Annotated in this window: 25 protein-coding genes and 1 pseudogene; 12 read left to right on the top strand and 14 right to left on the bottom strand. The window is 66.4% G+C overall.

Translation table 11 applies throughout. The annotated features are described in order from the left end of the window. Positions 1 to 32: 32 nt before the first annotated feature. The 5 genes from E7V67_002805 to E7V67_002785 form a co-directional block, all read right to left on the bottom strand. On the bottom strand, positions 33 to 2348 hold the full coding sequence (locus tag E7V67_002805) for a methyl-accepting chemotaxis protein (protein ID WUR14051.1): 2316 nt from the start codon (positions 2346 to 2348) through the stop codon (positions 33 to 35). A gap of 29 nt (positions 2349 to 2377) precedes the next feature. After that, positions 2378 to 2956: a chemotaxis protein CheW gene (locus E7V67_002800; protein ID WUR14050.1), complete on the bottom strand. Its 579-nt coding sequence runs from the start codon at positions 2954 to 2956 to the stop codon at positions 2378 to 2380. Beyond that, positions 2956 to 3321 carry a response regulator gene (locus E7V67_002795; protein WUR14049.1) on the bottom strand — a complete coding sequence of 122 codons (366 nt, stop codon included), beginning with the start codon at positions 3319 to 3321 and terminating at the stop codon, positions 2956 to 2958. The genes E7V67_002800 and E7V67_002795 overlap by 1 nt, the downstream gene beginning before the upstream one ends. Before the next feature lie 16 nt (positions 3322 to 3337). Next, the gene (locus E7V67_002790) at positions 3338 to 3733 is read right to left on the bottom strand and encodes a response regulator (GenBank protein WUR14048.1); all 396 of its coding nucleotides are present in this window, start codon (positions 3731 to 3733) and stop codon (positions 3338 to 3340) included. Positions 3734 to 3918: 185 nt separating this feature from the next. Further along, positions 3919 to 4071 carry a rubredoxin gene (locus E7V67_002785; GenBank protein WUR16218.1) on the bottom strand — a complete coding sequence of 51 codons (153 nt, stop codon included), beginning with the start codon at positions 4069 to 4071 and terminating at the stop codon, positions 3919 to 3921. A gap of 158 nt (positions 4072 to 4229) precedes the next feature. Here E7V67_002785 and E7V67_002780 point away from each other — a divergent pair, with 158 nt between their 5' ends. From E7V67_002780 to E7V67_002770, 3 genes are all read left to right on the top strand, one after another. Continuing rightward, a complete protein-coding gene (locus E7V67_002780; protein ID WUR14047.1) occupies positions 4230 to 5111 on the top strand; it encodes a hydroxymethylpyrimidine/phosphomethylpyrimidine kinase in 882 nt (293 codons plus the stop codon). Next, entirely contained in the window at positions 5108 to 6403 is a 1296-nt protein-coding gene (gene hemL / locus E7V67_002775; GenBank protein WUR14046.1) for a glutamate-1-semialdehyde 2,1-aminomutase, read from the top strand. The genes E7V67_002780 and hemL overlap by 4 nt, the downstream gene beginning before the upstream one ends. A gap of 175 nt (positions 6404 to 6578) precedes the next feature. Next, positions 6579 to 7847: an Nramp family divalent metal transporter gene (locus E7V67_002770; GenBank protein WUR14045.1), complete on the top strand. Its 1269-nt coding sequence runs from the start codon at positions 6579 to 6581 to the stop codon at positions 7845 to 7847. Positions 7848 to 7965: 118 nt separating this feature from the next. On the opposite strand, the gene corA is transcribed toward E7V67_002770, so the two are convergent. From corA to mpl, 8 genes are all read right to left on the bottom strand, one after another. Next, the gene (gene corA, locus E7V67_002765; GenBank protein ID WUR14044.1) at positions 7966 to 8931 is read right to left on the bottom strand and encodes a magnesium/cobalt transporter CorA; all 966 of its coding nucleotides are present in this window, start codon (positions 8929 to 8931) and stop codon (positions 7966 to 7968) included. Positions 8932 to 9077: 146 nt separating this feature from the next. Then, a complete protein-coding gene (gene mtgA / locus E7V67_002760; GenBank protein WUR14043.1) occupies positions 9078 to 9788 on the bottom strand; it encodes a monofunctional biosynthetic peptidoglycan transglycosylase in 711 nt (236 codons plus the stop codon). Further along, a complete protein-coding gene (aroE, locus tag E7V67_002755) occupies positions 9785 to 10603 on the bottom strand; it encodes a shikimate dehydrogenase (protein WUR14042.1) in 819 nt (272 codons plus the stop codon). Before aroE ends, mtgA begins: the two co-directional genes overlap by 4 nt. Positions 10604 to 10620: 17 nt before the next feature. Further along, positions 10621 to 11502 (bottom strand): TonB family protein, encoded by an 882-nt coding sequence (locus E7V67_002750; GenBank protein ID WUR14041.1) that lies wholly within the window; start codon positions 11500 to 11502, stop codon positions 10621 to 10623. A 182-nt stretch (positions 11503 to 11684) separates the two neighbouring features. After that, positions 11685 to 13715 (bottom strand): RNB domain-containing ribonuclease, encoded by a 2031-nt coding sequence (locus E7V67_002745; protein WUR14040.1) that lies wholly within the window; start codon positions 13713 to 13715, stop codon positions 11685 to 11687. Further along, a complete protein-coding gene (locus tag E7V67_002740; protein ID WUR14039.1) occupies positions 13712 to 14308 on the bottom strand; it encodes a chorismate lyase in 597 nt (198 codons plus the stop codon). The genes E7V67_002745 and E7V67_002740 overlap by 4 nt, the downstream gene beginning before the upstream one ends. Next, complete coding sequence (locus tag E7V67_002735) at positions 14305 to 14883, bottom strand: YqiA/YcfP family alpha/beta fold hydrolase (protein WUR14038.1); 579 nt, start codon at positions 14881 to 14883, stop codon at positions 14305 to 14307. Before E7V67_002735 ends, E7V67_002740 begins: the two co-directional genes overlap by 4 nt. Beyond that, positions 14880 to 16250, bottom strand: coding sequence for a UDP-N-acetylmuramate:L-alanyl-gamma-D-glutamyl-meso-diaminopimelate ligase (gene mpl, locus E7V67_002730; protein ID WUR14037.1), 1371 nt, complete (start codon positions 16248 to 16250; stop codon positions 14880 to 14882). The genes E7V67_002735 and mpl overlap by 4 nt, the downstream gene beginning before the upstream one ends. 78 nt (positions 16251 to 16328) lie before the next feature. Between mpl and E7V67_002725 the strand changes: the two genes are divergently transcribed. The 9 genes and pseudogenes from E7V67_002725 (at position 16329) to E7V67_002685 (ending at position 23080) form a co-directional block, all read left to right on the top strand. Next, positions 16329 to 16961 (top strand): hypothetical protein, encoded by a 633-nt coding sequence (locus E7V67_002725; protein WUR14036.1) that lies wholly within the window; start codon positions 16329 to 16331, stop codon positions 16959 to 16961. Further along, positions 16958 to 17569 (top strand): TlpA disulfide reductase family protein, encoded by a 612-nt coding sequence (locus E7V67_002720; GenBank protein WUR14035.1) that lies wholly within the window; start codon positions 16958 to 16960, stop codon positions 17567 to 17569. The genes E7V67_002725 and E7V67_002720 overlap by 4 nt, the downstream gene beginning before the upstream one ends. 81 nt (positions 17570 to 17650) lie before the next feature. Further along, positions 17651 to 18088, top strand: coding sequence for a type II 3-dehydroquinate dehydratase (aroQ, locus tag E7V67_002715; protein ID WUR14034.1), 438 nt, complete (start codon positions 17651 to 17653; stop codon positions 18086 to 18088). An 87-nt stretch (positions 18089 to 18175) separates the two neighbouring features. Continuing rightward, entirely contained in the window at positions 18176 to 18652 is a 477-nt protein-coding gene (gene accB, locus E7V67_002710) for an acetyl-CoA carboxylase biotin carboxyl carrier protein (protein ID WUR14033.1), read from the top strand. Between the two features lie 99 nt (positions 18653 to 18751). Beyond that, positions 18752 to 20110: an acetyl-CoA carboxylase biotin carboxylase subunit gene (accC, locus tag E7V67_002705; GenBank protein ID WUR14032.1), complete on the top strand. Its 1359-nt coding sequence runs from the start codon at positions 18752 to 18754 to the stop codon at positions 20108 to 20110. Beyond that, positions 20107 to 21042 carry a 50S ribosomal protein L11 methyltransferase gene (gene prmA / locus E7V67_002700; protein WUR14031.1) on the top strand — a complete coding sequence of 312 codons (936 nt, stop codon included), beginning with the start codon at positions 20107 to 20109 and terminating at the stop codon, positions 21040 to 21042. The genes accC and prmA overlap by 4 nt, the downstream gene beginning before the upstream one ends. 16 nt (positions 21043 to 21058) lie before the next feature. Further along, a pseudogene (locus tag E7V67_002695) lies at positions 21059 to 21160 on the top strand (zinc-ribbon domain-containing protein). 201 nt (positions 21161 to 21361) lie between these two features. Continuing rightward, positions 21362 to 22129 carry a DUF3426 domain-containing protein gene (locus E7V67_002690; GenBank protein WUR16217.1) on the top strand — a complete coding sequence of 256 codons (768 nt, stop codon included), beginning with the start codon at positions 21362 to 21364 and terminating at the stop codon, positions 22127 to 22129. A 9-nt stretch (positions 22130 to 22138) separates the two neighbouring features. After that, the gene (locus E7V67_002685; protein ID WUR14030.1) at positions 22139 to 23080 is read left to right on the top strand and encodes a carbohydrate kinase family protein; all 942 of its coding nucleotides are present in this window, start codon (positions 22139 to 22141) and stop codon (positions 23078 to 23080) included. A gap of 79 nt (positions 23081 to 23159) precedes the next feature. Here the strand turns inward: E7V67_002685 and E7V67_002680 are convergent, their stop codons facing one another. Further along, positions 23160 to 23696 carry a YggT family protein gene (locus E7V67_002680; GenBank protein ID WUR14029.1) on the bottom strand — a complete coding sequence of 179 codons (537 nt, stop codon included), beginning with the start codon at positions 23694 to 23696 and terminating at the stop codon, positions 23160 to 23162. Between the last annotated feature and the right edge of the window lie 245 nt (positions 23697 to 23941).

The raw sequence follows: 23941 nt of genomic DNA, 5'->3' as shown, positions 1-23941 counted from the left end.
TCAGCGGTGTTCGCTCATTGCTTGTTGGTTGCTCAGTTACTCGATTCCGGGGCGATGCGGAAGCGCGACACGGAATTCTTCAGCTCCTGCGCCAGCACCGACAGCTTGTGCACCGATTGCGCCGTCTGCTGCGTGCCCTCCTTGGTCTGCTCCGTCACCTGCAGGATATGGCCGATATTGCCGGCCACGCCCGTGGCGGAGGTGGCCTGCATGCCGGTGGCCTGGGCGATGCCTTCGATCAGCTCGGCCAGCCGGTGCGACACCTGCGAGATGTCCGTCAGCGCCGCGCCGGCCGCGTCGGACAGGCGCGCGCCCTCGACCACGCCCTGGGTCGACTTTTCCATCGCCGCCACCGCGTCGTGCGTGTCGGCCTGGATCGCGCGCACCAGCGCGCCGATCTGCTTGGCCGCCTCGGCCGACCGCTCGGCCAGCCGCTGCACTTCCTCGGCCACGACGGAGAAGCCGCGCCCGGCCTCGCCGGCGGACGCGGCCTGGATCGCCGCGTTCAGCGCCAGCACGTTGGTCTGTTCCGTGATGTCGGAGATCAATTCCGTGATCTCGCCGATTTCCTGCGACGATTCGCCCAGCCGCTTGATGCGCTTGGAGGTTTCCTGGATCTGCTCGCGGATCTCGTGCATGCCCTTGATGGCGTTCTGCACGGCGGTCGCGCCCTGGCGCGCGGCGGCCACGGACTGGCGCGCCACGTCGGCCGATTCACCCGCCGAGCGCGACACCTGGGTGATCTCCTCCGCCATGCGCACCACGGTGGCGCTGGCGTCGCGGATCTCGCGCGCCTGCGCCTGCGAGGCTTCCAGCAGTGCGCTGGAAATGCCCTGGGCATGGGTCGACGCGTTCGTCACGTGTTCGGCCGTTACCGTCACCCGCCCCACCAGGCCGCGCAACTCCTCGACCGTATAGTTGACCGAGTCGGCGATGGCGCCCGTGATATCTTCCGACACAGTCGCCTGCACCGTCAGGTCGCCGTCCGCCACTTCCTGCAGCTCGTTCATCAGGCGCAGGATGGCGGCCTGGTTCTGCGCGTTGGTGGCCTTGGCCTCCTCCTCCTGGCGCTGGGCCAGCTGGCGCAGCTCTTCCGCTTCCTGGCGCCGCCGCTCGGCGCCGCGGGTGCGGTTGTACGAATCCTGCAGCAGCACCCGGCCGATCGCGGCCCCCGTCAGCAGCGTGGTCATGCCGCCGGCCACCATCAGCCAGAACGTCCAGTTCAGCGATTCCTGCCGGCGCCGGTAGGCGTCCTGCAGCCCCGCCAGGCTCTGGCGCAGGCTTTCGTTCTGCGTGAAGATCAGGCGCTCGGCGTTCTTCGCCGCCGCGAACTTGTCCAGCCGGGCGAGAATGGCGCCGGCCTGCGCCTGGTACGGCTCGAACTGGGCGCGCAGCGCCTCCAGGCGCTCGCGCAGTTCCGGGTCGCGCGCGGCGGCGACGCCCAGCGCCGCGCTGCCGTTCAGGAAGCCATCCACGGTGGTGCGGAATACGGTCACGTCACGGCCCAGCTGGAACGCCGTTTCCGAACTGATGCCGCCGTCCGTCAGGAATTCGCTGGCGCCGCGGCTCATGCGCTGGGTCAGCATCGTCAGCCGGCCCAACGCCGCCATCTCGCGCGCGCTGGCGCCGCGCTGCAGCTTGTAGGCGGCGATCGCCTCGGTCTGCGCCAGTAGTTGCGGCGAGGCCGCGTTCATCTGCTGCAGCGTCTTGTCCACGCCGGCCAGCGCGCCGCGCTGGCGCAGGATAGTCTCGGCGGCCTTGTCGGTGGCGGCCCACTGCTTGCGCACCCGCTCCACCGCCGCGCGCAGCTCGCCGCCCGCTCCCGGCAGGCGCCGGCCCTGGTATTCGCCGCCGCCGGCCATCAGCGCCAGGTCGCCCGCCAGTTCGCGCCGGCTTTCGTCCAGCTGGCGGAAGGCCTCGGCATTGCCCTGCACCGCGTTGGGCGCCGCCTTGCCGATGCGCTGCGAGTGCATCAGCGCATCGCCCGCCATCTGCGTGCTGAGCGCGCCGGTGGCGCTGTAATGCACGTTCAACGCGACAAAGGCAGCCGACAGCGCCAGGCTGACGGCCAGCGTGGTGACCAGGTAGCTGAGCTGGCGCGCCGGCGGCAGGTGGCCGATCAGCGGCAGCCGGAAGCCCGGGCCGGCGGCGTCCGGCGGCAATGGCGCGCTGCCACCACGCCGGCGCAAGGCGTCGCGCAGGCGCAGCGGTTCCTCGTCGGCGCTCGCCGCCGGGCTGCCGGGCGGACGCATGAACTGCGAGTCGCCGTAGCTGCCGAATGCCGATTCCGGTCCCTGCGCCGCCTGCTCCTGCTGTCGGGCGGACCGGGAAAAAATCCTGAAAGCCATCAAATCCCCTCGTTCACGCTGTGCTGATGTTAGCGGCCCACGTGCAGGAAACGCGGGTCGCCGGCGAGCCGGGCCAGGTCGAGCCGCTGCCAGGCCAGCCCGTCGGCGTCGGAATAGGTCGCGGCCAGCCACCCGGCATCGCTTGGCGCCTCGGTAGCGGCCGTCATGTCGGCCAGCTTGCGCAGGCCCAGCACGCGCGTCACCAGCAGCGCGCACGGCAAGCCCAAGGCGGGCGCGAACGTGACGAAGCGCGCTTCGCCGCCCGGCTGCAGCGCGGGCTCGTCCTGGAAGCGCGCCAGGTCGACGATGCCGGTCAGGTTGCCGCGGATATTGGCCAGCCCCAGGTACCAGTCGCACGTCAGCGGCACGGCGGTCACGCTGTGGTGCGGCACGATCTCGCCGACCTGGGTCAGGTCGAGCAGGTAGTGGCGCGCGCCGATCAGCACACCCAGCTCGCGCCCGGTGGCCACGGCCTCGCCCTGCGCCGCCTGCATGCGTTCCAGCAGCTGCACCTGGTACTGGCGCAGGCGGCTGCGCCGTTCGGCGCCGCCCGGCGTGGTATCGTCGCCGGCGGTATCGGGCTGCAGGTCGTGCGGCTCGCTCGTCATCAGTCCAGCGCCGCGATCTTGGCCAGCAGGTCGGCCGCGTCGACGGGCTTGACGAGGTATTCCTTGGCGCCCTGGCGCAGGCCCCAGATGCGGTCGGTCTCCTGGTTCTTGCTGGAGCAGATGATCACGGGCACGTCCTGCAGCGCCGGATCGCGCGCGATCGAACGGGTGACCTGGAAGCCGTTCGCCCCGGGCATCACGACGTCCATTAGGATCAGCTGCGGTTTCTCGACCCGGATGCGGGCCAGCGCTTCCTCGCCGTTTTCCGCGGTGGCCACCTCGTAGCCGTGCTTGACGAGGATATCGGTCAGGTAATAGCGCTCCGTGGGCGAGTCGTCGACGATAAGGATTTTCTTGATGGCCATGCTTTCCTCGCTGGTCTTATTGGCCCTGGCCGGTGTGCTCGCGCACGGCGGCCAGCAGGCTGTCTTTGCTGAAGGGTTTGGTGAGATAGGCGGACGAGCCGACCATGGCGCCGCGCGCGCGGTCGAACAGGCCGTCCTTGGAGGACAGCATCAGCACGGGTACGGCATGGAATTTCGCGCTCTTCTTGATCAGCGCGCAGGTCTGGTAACCGTCCAGCCGGGGCATCAGGATGTCGCAGAAGATCAGCGCCGGATGGTGGTCGTTGATCTTGGCCAGCGCGTCGAAACCGTCTTCGGCCAGCACGACGTCATAGCCGGCCTGGCTGAGGAAGATCTCGGCGGACCGGCGGATCGTGCTGCTGTCGTCGATCACCATGATTTTCAAACCTGTCGCTTGCGGCGTTGTCGTCATATCAATAGGCAATAGGCCTGCTCCCGAGGTACCTGACGCGTACGATAGCACAGGGGTGCGCCCCATGGCGGACGGGTTTTTTATACTAACGGCATGAGAGCGATTCACGCAGCCAGGGGGCGGCTTGCAAGCGATTCACCGGCGGCCTGCGGTGCCGGGGTGACGCGGCCGTATCGCGGCTGGCGTCAGAGCGCGACCATTTCGAAATCGTCCTTGCGGGCGCCGCATTCGGGGCAGGTCCAGTTCATCGGCACGTCTTCCCAGCGCGTGCCCGGCGCGATACCCTCGTCCGGCAGGCCGGCTTCCTCGTCGTAGATCCAGCCGCAAATGAGGCACATCCAGCTCTTGAACTCCTGCGCCGCGCCACCTGGCTGGCCGTTTTTGTTACTGTCGCTACTCACGTTCCGCTACCCCTAATCAAGTAAAATGTCGAATCGGGTATCTTAATCTACTGGCCGTGCAAAACCAAACTTCTCCTCTCATTCTGACCTTCGGTGTGGCCGACCCGATCGGCGCGGTCGGCGTGCATGCCGATCTTGGCGTATTCGCGGCGCTGGGCTGCCAGGGGCTGGCGGTGACGACGGCGCTCCTGATCGGCGACAGCGCCAAGGTGGAAGACCAGCAGCACGTGGAACCGGACTGGGTCGCGGACCAGGCCAGGGCGGTACTGGAAGACGCACAGGTTGCCGCCTTCAAGATCGGCGCGCTCGATTCCCTGGAACACATCTCGTCGATCGCGGAAGTCGTCAGCGACTATCCGGATGCGCCGCTGATCCTCGATCCGTTCGGTTCGCAATTGCCGCCACTGGGCGAGGAGACCGATTTCGAAGAGCTGCTCACCGTGCTGCGGCAACTGCTGGTGCCGCAGTCCACCCTGCTGATGCTGTCGCAGGTGGAACTGGGCCATATCGCCGAAACCTGGCGCGACCTGGCGAACGGCGAGACGATGGCGGACGACGCCCAGCACCTGATCGACCTCGGCTGCGAATACGTGCTGGTGACCGGTACGCCGGCCGGCACCTCGCGCGCCGAATCGGGCCTGCGCGCCAATACGCTGTACGGCGACGGCGGCATCGTCCGGCACGACCGCTGGCAGCACCTGCCCGGACCTTTCCTCGGCAGCGGCTGCACGCTGTCGGCCGCCATCACGGCCTACATGGCGCAAGGCATCGAGGCGCCGCGCGCCGTGCAACTGGCGCAGCAGTACACCCATGGCGCGCTGCAGCATGCGCGCCGCTTCGGCATGGGCAAGCTGGTGCCGGACCATTTCCATGCGCTGCATGCCCAGGCCGCGTCGTTGCGCGATGCGCCTTTGGCCGCGCCGCTCGGCAAGCCAACCGCAAGCAGTACCAATCGAACCAACAGGACCAAGCAATGACGATTTCCAAGAACGACACGCTGTTCGAACGCGCCCAGAAGACCACGCCCGGCGGCGTCAACTCGCCGGTGCGCGCGTTCCGCTCCGTGGGCGGCACGCCGCGCTTCATCACCCGGGCCGAAGGTCCGTATTTCTGGGATGCGGACGGCAAGCGCTACATCGACTACATCGGCTCGTGGGGCCCGGCCATCGTCGGCCACGCCCACCCGGAAGTGGTGCAGGCGGTGCAGGAAGCCGCCACGCGCGGCCTGTCGTTCGGCGCTCCCACCGAAGCGGAAGTGATCATGGCCGAGGAGATCTGCCGCCTGGTGCCGTCCATCGAGCAGGTGCGCCTGGTGTCGTCCGGCACCGAAGCGACGATGAGCGCATTGCGCCTGGCGCGCGGCGCCACGGGCCGCGACAAGATCGTCAAGTTCGAAGGCTGCTACCACGGCCACGCCGATTCCCTGCTGGTCAAGGCCGGCAGCGGCCTGCTCACGTTCGGCAATCCGACTTCCGCCGGCGTGCCGGAGGACTTCGTCAAGCACACCCTGGTCCTGGACTACAACGACGTGGCCCAGATCGAGGAGGCCTTCGCCAACTTCGGCAGCGAGATCGCTTGCGTGATCGTCGAGCCGGTGGCCGGCAACATGAACCTGATCAAGGCCACGCCGGAGTTCCTGCAGGCGCTGCGCGAGCTGTGCACGCGCCATGGCGCGCTGCTGATCTTCGACGAGGTGATGTGCGGTTTCCGCGTCGGCCTGGGCGGCGCGCAGGCGCTGTACGGCATCAAGCCGGACCTGACGGCGCTGGGCAAGGTGATCGGCGGCGGCCTGCCGGTAGCCGCCTTCGGCGGCAGCGCCGAGTTGATGAGCAAGATGGCGCCGCTGGGCGCCGTCTACCAGGCCGGCACGCTGTCGGGCAACCCGATCGCGGTGGCCGCCGGCATGACGACCCTGAAACTGATCCAGCAGCCAGGTTTCTACGACAAGTTGACCGCCAGCGCCAGGCGCTTGGCCGAAGGCCTGACCGATGCCGCGTTCGAGGAGGGCGTGACGTTCTGCGCCGACTACGAGGGCGGCATGTTCGGCCTGTACTTCAGCGAACAGCCGCCGCGCAATTATGCCGAAATGATGGCCGGCGACCGGGCCCGCTTCAACACCTTCTTCCACGCCATGCTGGACGAAGGCGTGTACTTCGCGCCGGCCGCGTTCGAGGCCGGTTTCGTCTCCGCCGCGCATGACGACGCCGTCATCGACGAGACGATCGAAGCGGCCCGCCGCGTGTTCCGCAAGCTGAAGGCCGCCGCCTGATTCCCGCGGCTCGCTTAGGGCCGCCTTAATTCCGCCTTTTGTAACAGGCCCGACACTTTTACAAGGTGCCGGGCCTGCTACACTGCCAACCCTCATGAATCCCCTTCCCGCCACTTCGCGCTGACGCGCGCCGCACCTTCACGTCCGGCGCCGTGCGCACTCGTACGAGCCGACCATGAAACTGCTGCAACGACTGACCGACAACGACACCGTCAAGGCCCTCGGGCCGGGCCTCATCACCGGCGCCGCCGACGACGATCCTTCCGGCATCGCCACCTATTCCCAGGCCGGCGCCCAGTTCGGCTTCAACATGCTGTGGACCCTGGTCCTGACGTATCCGCTGATGGTCGGCATCCAGCTGGTGTCGGCGCGCATCGGCCTCGTCACGGGACACGGCCTGGCCGCCAATATCCGCCGCGCCTACCCGCCCGCGCTGCTGTACGGCGTCGTGCTGCTGCTCCTGGTGGCGAACATCGTCAACATCGCGGCCGACGTGGCGGCGATGGGCGAGGCGCTGCGCCTGGTCGCCGGCTTCGGCTCGGCCCACATCTACGCGCTGGCCTGCGGCTTCCTGTGCCTGACCTTGCAGGTGTTCCTGCCCTACCGCACCTACGTGCGCTACCTGAAGTGGCTCACGCTCGGGCTGCTGGCCTATGTCGCCACCGTGTTCGCCGTGCATATGCCCTGGGGCGAGGTCGCGCTGGCCACCGTCATGCCGCACTTCGAGTGGAACCGCGCCTCGGTCGGCCTGATCGTCGCCGTGTTCGGCACGACGATTTCTCCTTACCTGTTCTTCTGGCAGGCCTCGCAGGAGGTGGAAGAGCTGCGCGACAGCCGCACGCAATCGTTGCGCGAGGCGCCGGAAGCGGCCGCGCGCCACCTGCGCCGGATCAAACTGGACACCTTCATCGGCATGGCGTTCTCCAACATCGTGGCGTTCTTCATCATCCTGACGGCGGCGGCGACCCTGGGCCTGCACGGCATCACGGACATCCAGAGCTCGGCCCAGGCGGCCGAGGCGCTACGCCCGATCGCCGGCGAATTCGCTTTCGTCATCTTCGCGCTGGGCATCGTCGGCACGGGCATGCTGGCCATTCCCGTGCTGGCGGGATCGGCCGCCTATGCCGTCACGGAAAGCTTCAAATGGAAGAACGGCCTGGAACTGAAGGTGCTGGAAGCGCGCGAGTTCTACGCCATCATCTCGCTGGCGACCATCGGCGGCATGGCGCTCAACTTCGCGCCGATCGACCCGATCAAGGCACTGCTGTGGTCCGCCCAGATCAACGGCGTGATCGCGGTGCCGATCATGGTGGTCATGATGCTGCTGGCGCGTAACCCGGCCGTGATGGGACGCTTTACCCTGACGCGGCGGCATACCTTCTTTGGCTGGCTGGGGGTGGCGGTGATGGCTTGCGCGGTGGTGGCGATGTTTGCTGCCGCGTAGCGCGAGCGGGGGGTCTGTCCCCTCGGGACTGACCCCGAAGTTTGCAGGCGCTGTCGAAACGTTGAATGACTTCAGGGTCAGTCCCAAAGGGACAGACCCTATTGCATCAGCCGCGGGGTTACTTCAACCAGCCGCGATGGCGGAAGTACAGGAACGGCGCGATCGCGCTGGTGATCATCAGCCCCCAGGCCCACGGATAGCCGTAGGTCCAGTTCAGCTCCGGCAGGATCTTGAAGTTCATGCCGTACACGCTGGCGATCAGGGTCGGCGGCAGGAAAGCCACGCTGGCCACCGAGAAGATCTTGATGATCTTGTTCTGGTTGATGTTGATGAAGCCGACGGTGGCGTCCATCAGGAAGTTGATCTTGTCGAACAGGAACGAGGTGTGACCGTCCAGCGATTCGATGTCGCGCAGGATCTGGCGCGCTTCCTCGAACTGCTCGGAGTTCAGCAGGCGGCCGCGCATCAGGAAGCTGACGGCGCGGCGCGTGTCCATCATATTGCGGCGGATGCGGCCGTTCAGGTCTTCCTCGTGGGCGATGGCGGACAGCGCGTCGGCCGCGTCCTTGTCGGTGAATTCCTTCTGCAGCACCCGGCCCGACACTTCTTCCAGCTTCTGGTAGATGCCCTCCAGCGCATCGGCGGAGTATTCGGCGTCGGTCGCGTACAGGTCCAGCAGCACGTCCATGTAGTCGGCGATCGAGCCGGGACGCGAGCGTGCGCGCATGCGCACCAGGCGGAACACGGGCAGGTCGTCCGTGTGGACCGAGAACAGCATCTTCTTGGCCAGGATGAAGGCGACGGTGACGACGCGCGACGGGCCGTCGTCTTCTTCCAGCAGGAAGTCGGTGCGCAGGTGCAGGTCGCCGTTTTCCGCCTCGTAGTAGCGGGCCGAGGCCTCGATGTCCTTGACTTCGTCCTCGCCCGGCAGGATCACGCCGTAGATCGCCTTGACCCAAGCCCGTTCGTCGTCGTTCGGGTCAGTCAGGTCGACCCATACCGGTGCCACGGATTCAAGGTCTTCGCGCGTCTCGATGGGCACCTGGTTGAGCCGGCCATTTTGTAAAACGAACACATTGATCATAGGCACACTCTCAGCCGGGTGGATCAGGCGCGCGGGGCGCGAAAATCGAAACAGCGCAAGTGTACCCGCAAGGCCGGCGGCAGACCATACCGCCCGGCTACTTTTTGTTCCTGATGCTCAGAAAAACCGCAGCGGGACGGCCGCCGTCACGGCAATTCGGCCGACCCCATGCGCTTCAGGATGATCGCGGTGCGGCGGTTCAGGTACTTGGTGTTGCGGTGCGCGTCGTAGTAGCGCGGGTTGGGCAGCATCACGGCCAGCTTGGCCGCCTGCGCGGCGCCCAGTTTCGACGCCGGGATGCGATAGTAATAGCGCGCGGCCGCCTCGGCGCCGTAGATGCCGCGGCCGAATTCGACCACGTTCAGGTAGATCTCGAAGATGCGCTGCTTGTCCATCAGCGCTTCCAGCATGTAGGTGATGATCAGTTCCTGGCCCTTGCGCAGGTAGCTGCGCGAGCCGGACAGGAACAGGTTCTTGGCCAGCTGCTGCGTGATGGTGGAGCCGCCGTGCGTGACCTTGCCGCGCTTGTCGTTGCGCTCGAAGGCTTTTTCCAGCGCGTCCCAGTCGACGCCGTCGTGCTCGGAGAAGTTGGCGTCCTCCGAGGCGATGATGGCGCGCTTCAGGTTCCGCGAGATGCGCTCGTACGGCACCCACTGCTGGCGCACGGTGGCGTTCGGGTCCTTCTCGCGCATGACGGCCTGCTGCTGGCGCATGAAGGCCGTCATGGTCGGGTTATGGTCGACCCACCACCAGATCTGGACGAAAAAATAGGCCTGCACGGCCAGGAACAGCACGATGGGGACGATGAAGACCCACTTGACCCAGGCCCAGCGCCCGGGCGATTTTTTTGTTGTCATAACGTTCGACGGATCGATGCCAATACCGCCGCGGTGTCCGGCCGCACGCCGCGCCACAGGGCGAACGCTTCGGCCGCCTGCTCCACCAGCATGCCCAGGCCGTCGCGCGGCACGGCGCCGTGCTGCGCGACGAAGCGCAGGAACACCGTCGGCTCCTTGCCGTACATCATATCCAAAGCCAAGGTGCCCGGGTGGAATACCGACGCCGGAATGGGCGGCAGGTCCGCCTGCAGGCTGGCCGATGTTGCGTTAACGACGATATCGAAGCTGCCGGCGATGTCGCCGAAGCCGCCGGCCGACAGCACGCCCTCCCCGCCCAGCGCCGCGAACTGCTGCACCAGCGCTTCGGCGGTGGCCACCGTGCGGTTGGCGATGACCAGCGCGGCGGGCCGGTGTTCCAGGAGCGGTAGCACGGCGCCGCGCGCGGCACCGCCGGCCCCCAGCAGCAGCACGCGCCGGCCGGCGATGGCCACGCCCGCGTTGCCGGTGATGTCGGCCACCAGGCCGGCGCCGTCCGTATTGTCGCCCGTGATGCCGTGCGCGTCGAACAGCAGCGTGTTGACGGCCCCCGCGGCCTGGGCGCGGATCGTCAGCGCGTTGGCCAGCCTGTGCGCATCGAGCTTGAACGGCACCGTCACGTTGGCGCCCTTGCCGCCTTCGGCGATGAAGGCGTGGACGGCGGCGGCGAAGCCGTCCAGCGGCGCCAGGCGCTTCTCGTAGGTCAGCTGCTGGCCGGTCTGCGCGGCAAAGGCGGCGTGGATGTCGGGCGATTTGCTGTGGGCGATGGGGTTGCCGAAAACGCAGTAGCGGTCCATGGATGTCCTGTCGATGCTCAGTTCGCGCTGTTCAGGTCAGCTTCGAGTTTTTGTTCGCGGGTGAATTTGAAGCGGGTGATGATGACCCACAGGTCGTCCTTGTCGGACGACAGCATGTTTGGCGGGAACTTGCCGAACGGCGCGGCGCGGCGCACGATGTGGATGGCGGCCTCGTCCAGCGCCGGGTTGCCGGAGCTGGTCTGCACCTTGATGCCGCCCTCCTTTGTATACAGTGTGCCGTCCTGGAAGATCGGAATCTGCAGCACCAGCTCGCCGTACAGCTTGCGGCCGTTCTTCTGCGGGAAGTTCAGGGTACCGATGTCCTCGACGCGGCGCTGGAACTGCTTGTAGTACATCGCGTAGCCCACCTGCTGGGTGCTGGGCGTGATGTAGGTGCGGCGCGGGCGCTTGTTCTCGTCTTCGATGCGCTGCGTGATCTCGGCCGCCATGCGGGCGATGGCCTTGCTGCTCTCGACCAGGTCGGCGCCGCTCGGCACCGGGTCCGGCCGCTTTTCCTCGCTGACGGGGGCGGCGCGGTACGGCGTTTTCTTCACCTGCGTCATCAGCGCATCCTGCCTGGCTTGCAACTCCTCGATGCGCTTCTGGGCGGCCTTGATGCTGTCGCCGTCGTCCATCTTGCGCATGTCCGGCAGCGGCGACTTGGCGCGGCCCTTGTCGGCATTGCCGCCGCCTTCCAGGTTGGCCTGCGCCAGCGCGTCCGCCTTCAGCGGCTTGTTGGCGTGCTTGGCGTTGACGAGGATGACTTCCAGCGTGGGATCGGTGGGCGCCAGTTTGAACTCGGTGGGGGCGACAAAACGCACCCCCAGCAGCGCCGCATGCGCCGCCACGGAGACGGCCAGCGCGATCATCAGGAACCGGTTTTCTTGAAGAGACTTCACGGGCAAGCAAAGAAGCGAGGCGGAATGCGCCATTCTACCCGCCAACACATGGCACAGTCGGCTTTTTGCGTGCGCACCGGAGCCGCAAATTCACCCCAAGGCAGAAACTGGGGTCAGACCCGGCGGGTCTGACCCCGGCCCTTGCCGTTGGGTGAAAAGCGTGCAATGGCCCGCCAGCTGCGTTAGGCCTCCGGCGGCTGCTCGGCCGCCTCGGCCTTCTCGTCGGCCGGCTGGTCCGGGTCCGGCACCAGTTCCGGCACCGTTTCGCCCACCAGCTCCTCTTCGTCGAACTCGACGTCGGTCGCCGCCTGGTCGGCCGCGACTTCCAGCAGGCGCGTTTCGATCGACAGGTCCACCTCGTCCCAGCGCAGCACGTCCAGCTTGACGGCGGCGCCGCGCGCCAGTTGCGGCATGCCCGGCAGGCGGATGACGAGCGGGATGTCCGTCAGGCGCAGCACTTCGTCCTTCAGCACGACGGCATCGACCTGGCGGACGTCTTCCTGGCCCAGCCAGCGCAGGCACCAGTAGCGCTCCATATTGGCCTGGAAGTCGGCGTAGGCCGCGTAGGCGGCGTCGAAAGCGGAGACGATGGCGAACAGGTTGGCGTCCTTCTGCTTGAACGGCGCCACCAGCGGCGCCATCACGCCCTTCTCGGCGCAGGCCAGGATCTGCCACTGGTTGACGAGGTCCGTGTAGCGGCGCAGCGGTGAGGTGCTCCACGCGTACTGGTCCACGCCCAGGCCCTGGTGTGGCGCCGCGTGCGTCACCATGCGCACCTGCATTTTCGCATTCCAGCCGCCCACGCCCTGGCCCTGGCTGCGGTAGATGCCGGGCACGCCGTGGTCGTGCATCAGCTTGCCCCAAGTGCTGTTGGCGAAGATCATCAGCTCGGCGACGATCTTGTCCAGCGGCGCGCCGCGCTTGCGGCGGGTGATCGTGACGACGTCGTTCTCGACGTAGAAATTGAAATCGACGCGGTTGTTCTGCTCCGGCTTCAGGCCGAACGCCTCGCGCTTGACCATGCGGCCCGCTTCCAGGTGCCGCGCCCAGCCCCACAGCAAGGTCAGCTCGGCCTTGCGTGGGTACTCGCCTGCGCCGCTGGCCAGGGTTTCCTCGTTGACCACGTCATCGAGCTCGTTGTGGCGCAGGTTGTTGGCGATCGGCACCAGCTCCGCGCGTGTTTCCGTCGCGATGACGGTCCAGTCGCTCGGGTCGAGCGTGGCATACAGCGACAGCGCCGGGCAGGTCTTGCCCTCGGCCAGGGTGAACGCGTCCACCACGCTGTCCGGCAGCATCGTGATCTTGTCGCCCGGCATATACACGGTGGACATGCGCGCGCGCGCGATCTTGTCGATGGCGTCGTCCGGCTTGATGCCCAGGCCCGGCGCCGCGATGTGGATGCCGATGCGCACCTTGCCGTCCGGCTGGTGGACCACAGAGAAGGCGTCGTCGATCTCGGTGGTGGTCACGTCGTCGATGGAGAACGCTTCGACGGCGGCGACAGGCAGGTCGCTCGGCGCGGCCGGCACGGCCACGTCCGGGAAGCCGTGCCCTTTCGGGAAGTTCTCGAACAGGAACTTCGCCATGTGCAGGTCCTTGGCCGAACCGATGCCGCCCACGGCCAGCATCAGCCGTGCCGGCGACGTGTGCAGCTCGTTGCAGGCCGCGTCCAGCGCCTTGTACTCGATCGTGTTCTTGTCCGGCTTGAACAGCAGTTGCTGGACGATGTTCTGCATCGATGCCGGCAGGCGGTTTTCCTTCAGCTCGTCCACGTACTGCTGCTGCACGATGGCCTGCTGCTTTTTCTTCTCGATACCGGCCAGCGCCGCCTTCAGCGTCTGCTCCGGCGCGGCCTTGTAGCGGCCGCGCCCTTTCTTATGGAAGTAGATCGGCGCCGAATGCAGCGCCAGGATCAAGCCGGCCGCCTCGTGCGGCAGCGGCGCGTGGCCGAAGTACTCGGCGCCCAGCTCGGCGAAACCGAATTCTTCCTCGCCCGCCACTTCCCACAGAAAATCGAGATCGACGTCCGCCGCCACCGCCTTGGCCTCGCCCAGCAGCACTTCCGGCGCGGGCTTTTCGTATTGCAGCAGCACGTCGCGCGCCTTCACCTTGCTGCGTTTGCCGCTGGCCATTTCGACTTGATAGGCCTCGCCAGCCTGGGACAGCACGGTTCCGACCTTGAAATCGCCGGATTCTTCAAAAAAGACGTTCATGTTTCTCTCGTATTCGATGTTCGTGGGACCAGCCGGGTGACGCGCGGCAGGAATACCTCCGTCACCAAGAGCGTGCCCTGGCGGCGCCGGTACAGGCAGCGCCGTGCATACAGCAATTGTTCTTCCAGCGCGGCGTGGCCCTCGGCCGCCAGCGCCGCGCGCGCACGCAGGGCCAGCGGATGGCTGGCGCGCAGGCGCGCATATTCCAGTGTGCCGCGGGTCACGCGCGGATCGCCGAACAGGGTCGTGCCCAGCGAACGCTCGCCCAGCGCCGAAAACAGCGGCCAGTCGGTGGCGTCGGCGCTCATCGGCACCACCGTGTGGGCAAACACCACGGGCGCATTATCACACCGCAGCAGCACCTCCCTTTCCCACACCCGCCCCGGGCGGTGCAAGCCGATGGCGCGCGCCTCGTCGGCCAGGCAGGTGGCGACGTGTTGGTGCAGTACCTGCACGCGGAACGTCTCGCTGTGGCTTTTCAGCTTGGCCGTCAGCGAGCCGCTGCCCGTCAGCCAGTGGCGCAAATCATGCGGCGCATTGACGGCCAGGACATGGCCCACCCAGTTGGCCTGGCGCAGCGAGCGTTCCCTCATGCGGCGCCGTGCACCCGGGCGAACGCCAGCACCTCGTCCACATAGTCGGCAAACTCGCTGATGCCATGGTCGCTGCCTTGGATGACGTGCTGGCGCGCGCCGGCGTAATGCGCGACCATCGTGCGGTAGTCCAGCACCTCGTCGCCGGTGGCGGCCAGCAGGAAGTAGCGTTCGGGCCGCGTGATCGCCGGCACAGCAAACGCGCGCAGCTCGTCGATATACTCGCGCTTGAACTCGAACGGCTCGTCGCTGTGGTACATCGTCGTCACGCCGACGTGCTTGTCCAGGTCGCGCAGCGGCGTGACGGCGGGATTGAGCAGCACGGCGCGGCAGCCCAGCCGTTCGGCCATCCACGTGGCGTAGTAGCCGCCCAGCGACGAGCCGATAATGCACAGCTCATCGGCCGGTACGCGCGCCACCAGCGCGAACGCTTGCGCCATCGCCAGCTTGGGCGACGCCGGCAGCTGCGGCGCGATGTATTCATCGGCGCGGCCCAGCGCCGCCATCCGTTCGGCCAGCAGCCGGCCTTTCATCGACCGCGGCGACGAGCGGAATCCGTGCAGGTAAAGAATCATGCTGCCAGCGCGTCCAGCAGTTTCTGGTGCACGCCACCGAAGCCGCCGTTGCTCATCACGACGACATGATCGCCCGGACGTGCCTGGCCGGCGATGGCCTTGACCATCAGGTCCAGGTCTTCGAAGGCGGAAGCGGTCGCGCCCATCGGCGCCAGCGCCGTGGCCAGGCTCCAGCCCAGCGCCTTCTCGCTGCCGAAGCCGAACACCAGGTCCGCATCGACCAGGCTGCCCGGCAGCGCATCCTTCATCGCGCCCAGCTTCATCGTGTTCGAGCGCGGTTCCAGCACGGCCAGGATGCGGGTGTCCTTGCCCAGCTTCTGGCGCAGGCCGCCGACCGTGGTCGCGATCGCCGTCGGGTGGTGCGCGAAATCGTCGTACACGGTGACGCCACGGGCCACGCCGCGCACTTCCATGCGGCGCTTGACGCTCTCGAATTTTTCCAGTGCCTTGGCCGCCTGCGCGATCGGCACGCCGACGTTGCGGGCGGCGGCGATCGCCGCCAGCGCATTGTTGCGGTTGTGCCTGCCGGTCAGCTTCCAGTCCACGGTGGCCTGGAACTGGCCGTTGAACAGCACGTCGAAGCTGCCGTCCGGGTGCTCCTTCATCGTCCAGTTGCAGCCTTCCGCGCCGCCGAAGGTCTCTTTCTCGCTCCAGCAGCCGCGCCGGATCACCCGCTGCAGCGACTCCTCGTCGCCGTTGACGATCACGCGGCCGACGCCCGGCACGGTGCGCACCAGGTGGTGGAACTGCGTCTCGATGGCGGCCAGGTCCGGGAAAATGTCGGCGTGGTCGTATTCCAGGTTGTTCAGGATCGCCGTCTTGGCATGGTAGTGCACGAACTTGCTGCGCTTGTCGAAGAACGCCGTATCGTATTCGTCCGCCTCGATGACGAAGAATTCGGAATCGGCACCCTTGCCGCTCAGCCGGGCCGACACGCCGAAGTTCATCGGCACGCCGCCGATCAGGAAGCCCGGCGCATAGCCGGCGTCTTCCAGGATCCAGGCCAGCATCGCCGATGTCGTCGTCTTGCCGTGCGTGCCCGCCACCGCCAGCACCCATTTATGGCGCAGGATATGCTCGCCGATCCACTGCGGGCCGGAGACATACGGCAGGCTGCGGTTCAGGATTTCCTCGACCAGCTCATTGCCGCGCGAGACCACGTTGCCGATCACGTACAGGTCCGGGTTCAGGTTGACCTGGTCCTTGCCGAAGCCCTGGATCAGTTCGATGCCCTGGGCTTCCAGCTGCGTGCTCATCGGCGGATAGACGTTGGCGTCGCAGCCCGTCACCTTGTGGCCGGCTTCCTTCGCCAGCACGGCCAGGCCGCCCATGAAGGTGCCGCAAATGCCGAGAATATGGATATGCATGATGGTAGCGCTCGATAGTCAGGATCGGGATTTTACCCGACGCGCGGCTTTTCCCCGGTTCAGCGTATGATCATGGCTATGATGCACAATCCTCAAGACGACATCGCGCAGCTGCGCACGGAGATCGCGACGCTGGCGGCGAGGCTGATCGCGCAGGACGGTGCCGACTACGGCACGGCCAAGCGCAAGGCGGCGCGCCAGCTGCTGGGCGAAGCGCAGGCCAACGCCAAGCGCGACCTGCTGCCGGACGACCTGCAGGTCGAGGAAGCGGTGCGGCAATATCACGCGCTGTTCAACGCCGCCACCCAGCCGGCCCGGCTGCATCACCTGCGCACGATCGCACTGGAAGTGATGGAGCAACTGGCGGACTACAACCCGTTCCTGACGGGCGCGGTGCTGAACGGCACGGCCGGCGAGCATGACGACATCCACCTGCAGCTGTTTGCCGACAGCGCCAAGGAAGTGCAGATCTGGCTGCTGAACAAGAACGTCAATATAGAGATCGGCGAGGCGGACCATTTTAAGGGTCCGCGCCACGATCCTGTGGAGACGGTCAGTTTTATCTACCGCAACGAAGGCGTGCACGTGGAACTGTACGAGCAGCACGACCTGCGCGGGGCAAAGAAGCAGCGCAGCGGCGAGCGCCCCACCCGGGTCGATATCGCGGAACTGCGCACACTATTATTAACAGACCCTCGAACCGAAGCATGAAAAAATCTCACTTGCTGGCCTATGGCGTTGTCGCCGTCCTGTTCGCCGCCACCGGCGCCTGGGTCGGCCAGAAAATGAAACCGGCGCCCGACCCCGTGACGATGACACCAGTGCCCGCGGCGGCCGCCCCCGCCGCCGCGGCCGGCAACACGCCTGGGGCCGCCGCTCCCGCCGGCAAGGACCTGACCGGCGCCGTCGAGGCATTGTTCGACCAGTGGATGCCAGATGACAAGGGTGTCCAGCAGGCCCTGGCACAATGGCAAGGCAAGCCCCTGCTGCTCAATTTCTGGGCACCGTGGTGTGCTCCGTGCGTTCAAGAAATGCCCGAGCTGTCCCAGCTGCAAACCGGGGGCAAGTTCAAGGACCTGCAGGTCGTCGGCATCGGCATCGATACGCCCACCAATATTGCTGATTTCAACAAGAAGTTCAAGATCGCCTACCCCCTGCTGGTCGGCGGCAGCACCGGCACCGAGCTGTCGCGCCTCTTGGGCAATACCCAGGGCGGCCTGCCGTTTACCGTGCTGATCGGCGCGGACGGCAAGGTCCGCAAGGCGTATCTGGGCCGGCTGAACTTCGAGAAGCTGGAAAAGGACCTGGCCGCATTATAGACATTTTGACATGTTCTTTTTTCTTGCCAATGGTCGCGCTTGACGGCAAAATGCGGAACTTTCGCGGACATGGTCAGGAACATGGCAAAACACTTGCTGCTGCTGAACGGCCCCAACCTGAATCTGCTGGGAACGCGCGAGCCTCATATCTATGGTGCCACAACCCTGGCCGATGTAGAGCGGGCTGCGCAGGAACAGGCGGCAGCGGCGGGTGCACAGCTGGCCGTGTTCCAGAGCAATCACGAGGGAGCGTTGATCGACCGGATTCACGCGGCACGTGCCGAAGGCGTGGATTACATCGTCATCAACCCGGGTGGCTATACGCATACGAGCGTCGCGTTGCGCGATGCGCTGGCCGGCATCGCCATCCCGTTCGTGGAAGTTCACATTTCGAATATTTATCAGCGCGAAGCATTTCGCCATCATTCCTATCTCAGTGCGATCGCGACGGGCACGATTTGCGGCCTCGGCATCGAGGGCTACCGGCTCGCCATCGACTTCGCTCTAAAAAGCAGTTAATCTACGCGATCTGCACGCATTTTCGCGCTCCTGCCCACAAGGCCGCAGCGCTTACCCTTACCAAAACAAGATAAAACGGAGTCTCAGATGGATTTACGCAAGCTCAAGACGTTGATTGACTTGGTTGCCGAATCGGATATTGCGGAACTCGAAGTAACCGAAGGCGAGAGCAAGGTCCGTATCGTCAAATCCTCCGCCATGCCGCAGAACCAGGTCGTCATGATGCCGTCGCAGGGCGCTCCGGCCCAGTTTGCACCTGTTGCGGCGCCGAACGCCGCGCCAGCCCCGGCCGCTGCCGCCGCGGTGCCGGCCGCCGCCGCCGAGCCGACCGGTCACGTCGTCAAGTCGCCGATGGTCGGCACGTTCTATCGTTCCTCGGCTCCGGGCAAGGAGCCGTTCGTCGAGGTGGGCCAGTCGATCAAGGAAGGCGACACGCTGTGCATTATCGAAGCGATGAAGCTGCTGAACGAAATCGATGCCGACAAATCCGGCACCATCACCCAGATCCTGGTCGAGAACGGCCAGCCGGTCGAATTCGGCCAGCCCCTGTTCGTGATCGGCTGAAGATTCTGACGCGGCCGCCAGCGGCCAGCGCGAGTCAGCACCTCCTCATCTACAAAGAGCACCCGGCCAGTCCGGGTGTTCGCAAAGATAGAACTAGCCATGTTTGAAAAAATCCTCATTGCCAATCGCGGTGAAATCGCGCTGCGTATCCAGCGCGCCTGCCGCGAGATGGGCATCAAGACGGTGGTCGTCCACTCCGAAGCGGACAAGGACGCGAAATACGTCAAGCTGGCCGATGAATCCGTCTGCATCGGGCCGGCCCAGTCGGCGCAGAGCTACCTGAACATGCCGGCCATCATCAGCGCCGCCGAAGTCACCGATGCCGAAGCGATCCACCCGGGCTACGGCTTCCTGTCCGAGAACGCCGACTTCGCCGAGCGCGTCGAGAAATCCGGCTTCGTCTTCATCGGCCCGCGTTCCGACTCGATCCGCCTGATGGGCGACAAGGTCTCGGCCAAGCAGGCCATGATCAAGGCCGGCGTGCCGTGCGTGCCCGGCTCCGACGGCGCCCTGCCGGACGACCCGAAGGCCATCGTGCAGATCGCCCGCAAAATCGGCTATCCCGTCATCATCAAGGCGGCCGGCGGTGGCGGTGGCCGCGGCATGCGCGTGGTGCACACGGAAGCGGCGTTGCTCAATGCCGTCACGATGACCAAGAGCGAAGCGGGTGCCGCGTTCGGCAACCCCGAGGTCTACATGGAGAAGTTCCTGGAGAACCCGCGCCACGTGGAGATCCAGATCCTGGCCGACGAGCACCGCAACGCCGTCTGGCTGGGTGAGCGCGACTGCTCGATGCAGCGCCGCCACCAGAAGGTCATCGAGGAAGCGCCGGCACCGGGCATCCCGCGCAAGCTGATCGAGAAGATCGGCGACCGCTGCGCCGAAGCCTGCCGCAAGATCGGCTACCGTGGCGCCGGCACGTTCGAGTTCCTGTACGAGAACGGCGAGTTCTACTTCATCGAGATGAACACCCGCGTGCAGGTCGAGCACCCGGTCACGGAAATGATCACCGGCATCGACATCGTGCAGGAACAGATCCGCATCGCCTGCGGCGAGAAGCTGCGCTTCCGCCAGCGCGACGTGATGCTGTCCGGTCACGCCATCGAGTGCCGCATCAACGCGGAAGACCCGTTCAAGTTCACGCCGTCGCCGGGACGCATCACGTCGTGGCACACGCCGGGCGGCCCGGGCGTGCGCGTGGACTCGCATTCGTATGCGGGTTACTATGTACCGCCGCACTACGATTCGATGATCGGCAAACTGATCACCTACGGCGCCACCCGCGAGCAGGCCATCCGCCGCATGCAGATCGCGTTGTCGGAAATGGTCGTCGAAGGCATCCAGACCAATATCCCGCTGCACCGCGAGCTGATGGTCGATGCCCGCTTCATCGAAGGCGGCACCAACATCCATTACCTGGAACAGAAACTGGCGGAAATGCCCAAGGCAGGTTCATGAGCTGGACTGAAATCGTCATCGAAGTCGCCCGCGACAACGCCGAAGCCCTGTCGGACGCGCTGATCGAGGCCGGTGCCCTGTCCGTCTCCGTCGAGGACGCGGACGAAGGCACCGCCCAGGAAAAGCCGCTGTTCGGCGAGCCGGGCATGGAGCCGAAGGAAGCGGCGTGGGAACACAGCCGCGTGGTCGCGCTGACGGACGTCGACGCCGACCAGGCCGCGATCGTGGCCGAGGCGGCAGCCGCCATCGGCCTGGCCGCCGCGCCGGCGTTCACCACCCGCAAGGTGGAAGACGAAGACTGGGTGCGCCTGACGCAATCGCAGTTCGAGCCGATCCACATCGGCAAGAACATCTGGGTCGTGCCGAGCTGGCACGAGGCGCCCGATGCCAACGCCCTGATCCTGGAACTGGACCCGGGCCTGGCCTTCGGCACCGGCAGCCATCCCACCACGAAGCTGTGCATGGAATGGCTGGAAGCCCATCCGGCGCCGAACCAGTCGGTGCTCGATTACGGCTGCGGCTCCGGCATCCTGGCCATGGTGGCGCGCAAGCTGGGCGCCACGCAGGTCGCCGGCGTCGACATCGACCCGCAGGCAATCGAATCGGCACGCGACAACGCCGTGCGCAACCAGGTCCAGGACATCGAGTTCTTCGTGCCGGAAGACTTCGCGCAGTCGCAGCATGCCGAGGCGCGCTTCGACATCGTGGTCGCCAACATCCTGTCGTCGCCATTGAAGCTGATGGCGCCGATGCTGTCCGGCCGCGTGGCCGATGGCGGCGCGCTGGTGCTGTCCGGCGTGCTGGCGCGCCAGGCGGAGGAAGTGGCGGCCGCGTACGCGCCGTTCATCAAGCTGTCCGTCTGGGCCGAACACGAAGGCTGGGTGGCCCTGCACGGCCGCCTCGGCAGCGATACAGCCCTGCCGGCGCGTTAAGGCACTGCCGACGCGCATGGCGCTCGCCACCCAATGCCCCCACTGTCAGACGGTTTTCCGGGTCGCCCACGACCAGCTGAAACTGCGTGGGGGCATCGTGCGCTGCGGCGCCTGCAATGAAATCTTCGACGGCAACGCCGCGCTCGTGGAGCCGGCCGTCGCCCCCCTCCCCGTTCCGCCCCCTCCGCTGGATCTCGAGCTTGACCTGGAGGCGCCTGAACCTGCGCCGGAGCCGGAGCCGGAGCCTGAGCCTGAGCCTGAGCCTGAGCCGACTGCCGGGGTCGGACCCGGCGGGTCCGACCCCAGCCCTTCGGTCGATGTGACCGAGGCTCGCCCCGACAGCGACTTCGACCTGCCGTCCGAGCACATCGTCGCCGTCGCGCTCGACGACGTGCACACATTCGAGGAGACACCCGCCGAATCGGTGCCGGAAGACGATGAAGCCGATACCGAGGGCGCACGCACGGCCGACGAAGCCGCCGCCGCCGACCTGCTGGCCGGCGCGCCGGACAGCGCCCTGCTGGCCGCCGGCAGCGCCGCCACGGCGACGCCAGCCGAGGAACCCGACGAACCGGAATTCGTGCGCCAGGCCGAGCGCCGCGAACGCGTGGGCCGCAGCGCCCGTCTCGTCATGGCCTGGGGCACGCCGCTGCTGGCCATGCTGCTGCTGGTCCAGCTGGGCAGCACCTTCCGCAACCCGCTGGCGGCCCGCTATCCGGCGCTGCAGCCGGGGTTGCAGGCCCTGTGCGCACCGTTCGGCTGCAAGGTCGAGCTGCCGGCCCAGATCGACGCGCTGGCGATCGAACAAGGCGAGCTGCAGACGCTGGCCGACAATACCTTCAGCTTCGCCACCGTGCTGCGCAACGGATCGCGCACGGTGCAGGCCTGGCCACACATCGAGCTGGTGCTGAACGACGCCGCCGACAAACCCGTGCTGCGCCGCGTGTTCGCGCCGCGCGACTACCTGGCCAGCCCGGCCGACCTGGCGCGCGGCTTCGGCCCGCGCAGCGAACAATCCGTCAAACTGTATTTCGAACTGGACCGGCTCAAGGCATCGGGCTACCACATCGCCATCTTCTACCCCTGAGGTTTCACCATGAACCAGACTTCCCTGATCTGTGGCTCGCTCGCCATCGACGTCATCATGCAATACGAGGGCCGCTTCGGCGATACCCTGCTGGCCGACCAGCTGCACAAGGTCAACGTGTCCTTCCTCGTGCCGACCATGCGCACGGAATTCGGCGGCTGCTCCGGCAATATCGCCTACAACCTGAAGCTGCTGGGCGGCGACCCGCGCATCGTCGGCGTGATGGGCCAGGACTGCGCGGCCTACCTCGAGCGCCTGCAGAAGCTGGGCATTTCGACGCAGAACATCCTGATCAAGAAGGACGCCTACAACGCCCAGTGCTTCGTCACGGCGGATTCGGACAACAACCAGATCAACGCCTTCCACCCCGGTGCGATGTCGTTCGCCCACGAGAACAATATCGAGGATGCCGGCCCGGCGCGCCTGGCGATCATCTCGCCGGACGGCCACCTGGGCATGCTCAAGCACGCCGACGACCTGCAGCGCCTGGGCATCCCGTTCGTCTTCGATCCGGGCCAGCAGATGCCGATGTTCACGGCCGAACAGCTGATCAGCTTTATCGACAAGGCCACCTACGTGACCTGCAACGACTACGAGATCGAGCTGCTGGTGGACCGCACCGGCCTGACGCTGGCCGACATCGCGCACCGCCTGGAGGCGCTGATCGTCACGCGCGGCGAGAAGGGGTCGCAGATCTACACGAAAGGCACCAGCATCGACATCCCGGCCGTGCAGGCCGACGCCGTGCTGGACCCGACCGGCTGCGGCGACGCCTACCGCGCCGGCCTGCTGTACGGCCTGACGCACGACCTGGGCTGGGAAACCACGGGCCGCCTGGCCAGCCTGCTGGGCGCGATCAAGATCGCCCACAAGGGCGCGCAGAACCACGTGGTCACGAAGGAAGAGATCGCGGACCGGTTCGAGAAAGCGTTCGGCTACCGCTACGAATAACGACAGCGCGATCAGCACCGGGGACAGGCACCAATCTCAGGGTCTCCGACCCTGAGATTGGTGCCTGTCCCCTTGGGTTTCATACTCCGGCAAACAGCATCCCCAGCACGAGCTGGGCGATCTGCAGCAGCACCAGCGCCACCAGCAGCGACAGGTCCAGGCTCCCCACCAGCGGCACCACCCGGCGGATCGGCCGCAGCAACGGCTCGTTCAGCGCCCGCACGAACGGCGCCAGCGGCGCGTGCGGATTGACCCAGCTGAAGATCGCCTCGACCACCAGCAGGGCCATGAAACCGTACAGTATCCACTGCAGGAAGCGGAACAGCGCCAGCTTCAGCACCAGCTCCACCGGCGCGCCGCGCATGAACATCAACGACGACGCCAGCAGCACGATCAGGAACGCGCCCAGCAGGCTGGCCCAGTCGTAGCCGCCAACGCCAGGCACGATGCGCCGCATCGGCCGGACCAGCCAGTCGGACAACTGGAACGTAAACTGTGCCACCGACGACGGCGGCCGCACGCGGGTCGCCTGCATCCAGAACCGCAGCAGCAGCACCCCGCCCAGCAGGACGGCGATGGTATCGACGATCAGCATCACAATACTAAGCACGAGCATTCTCCAATAGGGCTTGAGGCCAGCGTAAAAAAACCGCTGTGCGATTGTCTCACACAGCGGTCTTTACGCCCATCAGGCCGTCTCTAGTGAACGTAGCCGGCCGCGCGCACGCCGACGCGCCCGGCGTCCCCCACGCTTGCGCGTGGCGGTGCCGGGGTGGCGTCGTCAGTTCGCGGCCGGGCCAGCGTCTCAGGATGGACGGGTGCTGGTCGGGAACGGCCAGGCGGCGGCAGGTGCCAGCACGG

The organism is [Empedobacter] haloabium (genome assembly GCA_008011715.2).
GTDB classification, from domain to species: domain Bacteria; phylum Pseudomonadota; class Gammaproteobacteria; order Burkholderiales; family Burkholderiaceae_D; genus Rugamonas; species Rugamonas haloabia.
The sequence above is the reverse complement of the archived record's forward strand: the minus strand, read 5'-3'. Positions and strand labels throughout refer to the sequence as shown.